Raw genomic sequence first — 5,887 nt, forward strand, 5'->3', positions numbered from 1 at the left:
ACCTGATCTGGTTCGGCGTCATCATGATGGTGGTCATGGAGATGGGCCTCATCCACCCGCCCGTCGGCTTGAACATCTTCGTCATCAAGAACATCGCTCCCGACATCCCGCTCAAGGACGTGATCTGGGGCGTGATGCCGTTCGTCGGGCTGATGATCGTCACCGTGCTTCTGCTGTGCTTCTTCCCGCAGATCGCCACCGCCCTTCCGACCCTGGTGTTCGCCGGCTGACGGCCTCCCCTTCCAAGGACGACATCATGAGCGCGAATTTCTACGCTCTCGCCGAGAGCCGCTTCCCCGCCGACCGCGCAGCACCCTTCATCGAGACGGAAGACGGTCGCCGCTACAGCTACGCCGACCTGGAGGCGATCAGCGGCCGTTACGCCCGCCTGCTCACCGACCTCGGCGTGGTGAAGGGCGACCGCGTGGCGGTGCAGGTGGAGAAGTCGCCGGAGGCGGTGTTCCTCTACCTCGCCTGTCTGCGCGCCGGGGCCGCCTACCTGCCGCTGAACACCGCCTACACCAAGGCCGAGGTCGAATACTTCCTGACCGACGCCGAGCCGCGCGTCTTCGTCTGCCGGCCGGAGACCGAGGCCGCCCTGCACGAGGTCGCCGGCAAGGCCGGCGTCAGCGCGGTGCTGACGCTGGGCACCGACGGCGACGGCAGCCTGCCGGAGCGGGCCCGGTCGCTGGACGCCGCCTGCGCGACCGTCGCCTGCGGGCCGGACGACCTGGCGGCGATCCTCTACACCTCCGGCACCACCGGGCGGTCGAAGGGCGCGATGCTGTCGCACCGCAACCTCGGTTCCAACGCGCTGACGCTGCATAAGTACTGGGGTTTCCAGCCGGACGACGTGCTGCTGCACGCGCTGCCGATCTTCCACACGCACGGGCTGTTCGTGGCGATCAACTGCATGCTGCTGAACGGCTCGTCGATGCTGTTCCTGCCGAAGTTCGACGCCGACACCGCGTTCCGCCTGCTCCCCAAGGCCACGGTGATGATGGGCGTGCCGACCTTCTACACCCGCCTGCTGGCCGACGCCCGCCTGACCCGCGAGGCTACGGCGCACATGCGGCTGTTCGTCTCCGGCTCCGCGCCGCTGCTGGCCGAGACGCACCGCGCGTTCCAAGAGCGCACCGGCCTCGCCATCCTGGAACGCTACGGCATGACCGAGACCTGCATGAACACTTCCAACCCGCTGGACGGCGACCGCGTGCCCGGCACCGTCGGCTTCCCGCTGCCGGAGGTCGAGGTGCGGGTGTGCGACGACCAGGGGAAGGTGCTGGGCACCGAGGAGATCGGCGTCATCGAGGTGAAGGGCCCCAACGTCTTCGGCGGCTACTGGCGCATGCCCGAGAAGACGAAGCAGGAGTTCCGCCCGGACGGCTTCTTCATCACCGGCGACGTCGGCAAGATCGACGCGCGCGGCTACGTCCACATCGTCGGCCGCGCCAAGGATTTGGTGATCTCCGGCGGCTTCAACGTCTACCCCAAGGAGGTCGAGACGGTGATCGACGGCATCGACGGCGTGGTGGAATCCGCGGTGGTCGGCGTGCCGCACCCCGACTTCGGCGAGGCGGTGGTCGCCGTGGTGCTGCGCAAGCCCGGCCGCACCGACCCGACGGCCCAGGCGGTGGTCGCCGCGTGCAAGGAGCAGCTGGCCAACTACAAGGTGCCGAAGGCGGTCTTCTTCACCGAGGAACTGCCGCGCAACACCATGGGCAAGGTGCAGAAGAACCTGCTGCGCGACCAGCACAAGGGCACCTTCGCGGCGCAGGCCGTGGCGTGATCCAGCACCCGGCCGGGGCCAAGCGCCCCGGCCGGCGCCGAAACGGGTGGAATTGGGGGGCACGATGATGAACACGGCGTTCTTCGGCGATCTTCTGCACACCATCGCGGACCGCGGCCGGGCGCTGGTCGGACGCGGGCGCGACGGCGCGGCGCCGTCCTCCACCGCCGACCTGACGGCGCTGTGCGACGCGCTGCTCTCCGGGCGGGGCGAGGCGTCGGGCGTGGCCCTGGCGCGCGAGCTGCTGGCCCGCACCGGCGCGCTCGCCAGCGCGGACAAGGTGAGCTTCCTCGCCCTGCTGGCCGAGCGCTACGGCCCCGACCGCGGGCGGCTGGAGAAGGCGGTGCGCGCCTACCAGGCCGGGGCCGCCCAGACCGATGCCGATGCCGCACTGATCGAGCTGCACGCCGCCGCCGAGCCGCGCCGGCAGGAGCTGTTCCGCCGCCTCAACCTCGCCCCCGGCGGCACCGCCGCGCTGGTGCGCATGCGCGAGGAGGCGTTCCGCCACCGCCAGGAGATCCCCGGCTTCGCCGCCCTGGACGCCGACTTCGCGCACCTGTTCTCGTCGTGGTTCAACCGCGGTTTCCTGGTGCTGCGTCGCATCGACTGGGCGACACCGGCCAACATCCTGCAGAAGATCATCCAGTACGAGGCGGTGCACGAGATCCGCGGCTGGGACGACCTGCGCCGCCGGCTGGAGCCATCCGACCGCCGCTGCTTCGCCTTCTTCCACCCGCAGCTGGTCGATGACCCGCTGATCTTCGTGGAGGTGGCGCTGACCTCCGGCATCGCGTCCTCCATCGGCGAGGTGCTGAGCGAGCAGCGCGAGACCATCGCCGCCGACGGGGCGACCACGGCGATCTTCTACTCCATCTCCAACTGCCAGGAGGGGCTGCGCGGAATCTCCTTCGGCAACCTGCTGATCAAGCAGGTGGTCGAGGAGCTGAGCCGCGAGCTGCCGCAGCTGCGGACCTTCGTCACGTTGTCGCCGGTGCCCGGCTTCGCCCAATGGCTGGCGCGCGAGCGCAAGGCCGAGGGGCCCGCCGCGCTGTCCCTGGAGCATCGCGCCGCCCTCGACATTCTCGACGACCCGGACTGGCACGCCGTGCCGGCGCGCGCCGCGGCGGTGCACGACGCGCTGCGGTCGGCCGCCGCGCACTATTTCCTCAACGCCAAGCTTCCCAACGGCAAGCCGGTGGACCCGGTGGCGCGCTTCCACCTCGGCAACGGCGCCCGGCTGGAGCGCATCAACGTGCTGGCCGACCTCTCGCCCAAGGGCCTGCGCCAGGCGCACGGGGTGATGGTCAATTACCTCTACGACCTCAAGCACATCGAGGAGAACCACGAGGCGTTCGCCGAGCACGGCAAGGTCGCCGCCGCGGCCGGGGTGCGCCGTCTGCTCCGCGCCGAGTCCCGGTCCCCGCAGCCCCCGGCCGTCGGCGGCACCACCCCGTAGCGGCGCAGGTCGTTGAAAAGAGATGTTGCACCTCGGCCGCGGCGGCGCCATTTGTGGCGTGCCAATACCGGGAAACAACATCGTGCCTGCCGTGGATCAGAAGAACGTCACAGCGTCGGTGAAATGGTTCAAGGCCGACAAGGGGTATGGTTTCGTCCGCTTCAGCGACGGGACCGGGGAAGCCTTCCTGCACTCGTCCGTGCTGGCGTCGCTTGGCCTGAGCGCGTTGGCCGACGGCGCGATCATCGTCTGCGACGTCACCGCGGGGGCGAAGGGCCCCCAGGTGTCCGCCATACACCGGGTCGAGGAGGCGCCGCCGGCCGAGCCCGCGCCCCAGGCGCGGAGCCGCCGGAAGAAGCCCGCCGCCCCGGCCGCGGACGGCGCGGCGCCAGAACCGCGGCCCGTCCGCGAGCAACCGGCCCGCACGGTGGAGCCGGCCGCCGGCGAGCTGATGCCCGGCTCGATACGCTGGTACAATCTGGACAGCCAGTCCGGCCTCATCGATCCGGCCGACGGGGGCGAGAGCATCTATTTCGACCGCGCGACCCTGCGCCAGTCGAGGATCGAGATGGTGGCCGACGGCGAGGACGTCTGGTTCTCGGCGCGCAACACGGCCGACGGGCCCGTCGCGGACCGCGTCGAGCTTACCGCGCGCCCCGCGGAGTAAGCCCTCTCCCGGTTACCGCGCGAGAAGCAGGACGACGGCTCCTGCCAGGGTCAGGGACAGCGCCTGCCAGAAGAGCAGCGGGTTGCGCTCCATGAGAGGCCGGCGGCGCGTCGGCTGGAACTCCGGGTTCGGCCGGCGCAGGTCGGTGACGAACTCCAGGAGCGTGTCCTGGCGCCGCATCGGATCGGGATCGACCGCGCGGCGCAGCGCCGCGTCGGCCCATTCGGGGATCCGCCGCGCCGGGCTCTGCGCGGAGGCGTAGCGCAGCTTCCGCTGCGCCTTCCGGCTGCGCGCGCGTGACACCTCCGCCCCGTAGGGCAGCCGGCCGGTCAGCATCTCGTAGGCGATGACGCCCAGCGCGTAGAGGTCGGACTGCGGCGTGCCCGTCTCGCCCACGAAGTATTCCGGCGCGGCGTACTGCACGGTGCCGAGGATTGCGTCCGCGTCGATTTCGGGCGCCGCCTCGCGCACCCCGCTCACCCGGGTGGAGCCGAAGTCGATGATCTTCACCACGCCGTCGCGGTCGATCATCACGTTCTCCGGGCGCAGGTCCTGGTGCACCATCTCCATGCGGTGGAGGGCGCGCAGGCCCTTCTCGATCTGCTCGACGACGGCGACCACGGCCCCGAGGTCGGGACGCGGATGGTCGATCATCCACTGCCGCAGCGTTTGACCCTCGACGTACTCGGTGACGGTGTAGAGGAAGGTGCGCCGGCGCGTCGGCGCGACGGCCTTGAGCACGTGGGGGCTGTGGACGCGGCGCGCGATCCACTCCTCCATCATGAAGCGCCGGAGATGGTCCTGGTCGCCGCGCAGATCGAGCGAGGGGATCTTCAGCGCGACCCGCGCGCCGGTCTCCAGGTCGGTGGCGAGATAGATGTGGCTGCGGTGATTGGCGTGGATCGCACGCAGGATCCGATGGCCGTCGAAGTCGCAGGGCGCCTCCGGCAGGGGCGGCGGCGCCATCCCGTCGGTCTGGACGAAGACGTCGGTGGCATCGCCGTCCGGCAGGGCATCGATGCGGGCGATCTGGACGGTGAGGTTGTCGGTGCTGCCCTGGGCGAACGCCTCCTCGACGATCCGCCGGGCGGCACCGGCGAGGTCGTCCGGCGACGCGGCGATGGCCTGGGCGACGAAGCGCCCCGTGACGTGCTCGTACACGCCGTCGGTGGCGAGCACGTAGACGTCGCCGGGGCTGAGGTCGAGGGTGCGGTAGTCGATCTCGACGTTCGGCGCGGCGCCCAGCGCGCGGCCGAGATAGCTCTCCTGCGACGACAGGACGACCCGGTGGTCGTCGGTCAACTGCTCCAGCGTGCCGCCGGCGACCCGGAAGATGCGGCTGTCGCCGATGTGGAAGAGGTGGACGCTGCGCGACTTCAGCACCATGGCGCTCAGCGTGCAGACATAGCCGCGGTCGGCGTCGTGGCCGTGCCGGCTGCGCCGGGTCTCGGCGTGGAGCCAGGAGTTGACCGCGTCGATGACGCGCTGCGCCGAGGTCTTCACCGACCACGCCTCGGAGGTGCAGTAATAGTCGGTCAGCAGGCTCTTGACGGCGGTCTCCGCGGCGACGCGGCTCACCGCGCTGGTGGAGATGCCGTCGGCCAGCGCCACCACCACGCCCTTGGACACCAGCGCCCTCCCCTCCGGCAGCAGCGCGCCGTGGAAGTCCTGGTTGACCGGCTTCCGGCCCTGGTCGGAATGCTGCCCGATCGAAACGCTCAACCCGCCTGCCATGCGCCCTCTGGAGCTTCGGCTTCACTCATTTGCCGTCATGCCCGGGCTTGTCCCGGGCATCCACGCACCCGGATCTTCCGAAAAAGGCGTGGTCGTGGATGGCCGGGACAAGCCCCACAGGCGCTAAGTTTAGCGTTCGGATCCTCTTTTCGCCGTCATCCCCGCGAAGGCGGGGATCCAGTGCTCGCGTCCGCGAGCCTCATGACTCATGTCGCCCCTGTCGGGGCTCATCCTGGATCCC

5 protein-coding genes are annotated in these 5,887 nt (G+C 70.3%); 4 read left to right on the forward strand and 1 reads right to left on the reverse strand.

Annotated elements, in window-relative coordinates; translation table 11 throughout:
* The 4 genes from ACRWK7_RS23030 to ACRWK7_RS23045 form a co-directional block, all read left to right on the forward strand.
* The coding region (locus ACRWK7_RS23030) for a TRAP transporter large permease subunit (protein WP_431858648.1) at nt 1–230 on the forward strand (230 nt) is incomplete at its 5' end.
* Nucleotides 231–256: 26 nt separating this feature from the next.
* Nucleotides 257–1,789 carry a malonate--CoA ligase gene (locus ACRWK7_RS23035; RefSeq protein ID WP_431858649.1) on the forward strand — a complete coding sequence of 511 codons (1,533 nt, stop codon included), beginning with the start codon at nt 257–259 and terminating at the stop codon, nt 1,787–1,789.
* A gap of 64 nt (nt 1,790–1,853) precedes the next feature.
* Nucleotides 1,854–3,245, forward strand: a complete 1,392-nt coding sequence (locus ACRWK7_RS23040; RefSeq protein WP_431858650.1) for a malonyl-CoA decarboxylase — start codon at nt 1,854–1,856, stop codon at nt 3,243–3,245.
* Nucleotides 3,246–3,327: 82 nt separating this feature from the next.
* Nucleotides 3,328–3,912 carry a cold-shock protein gene (locus ACRWK7_RS23045; protein WP_431858651.1) on the forward strand — a complete coding sequence of 195 codons (585 nt, stop codon included), beginning with the start codon at nt 3,328–3,330 and terminating at the stop codon, nt 3,910–3,912.
* Nucleotides 3,913–3,924: 12 nt separating this feature from the next.
* Here the strand turns inward: ACRWK7_RS23045 and ACRWK7_RS23050 are convergent, their stop codons facing one another.
* Entirely contained in the window at nt 3,925–5,634 is a 1,710-nt protein-coding gene (locus tag ACRWK7_RS23050) for a protein kinase domain-containing protein (protein WP_431858652.1), read from the reverse strand.
* Nucleotides 5,635–5,887 lie beyond the last annotated feature (253 nt).

Source organism: Azospirillum sp. (assembly GCF_050789165.1).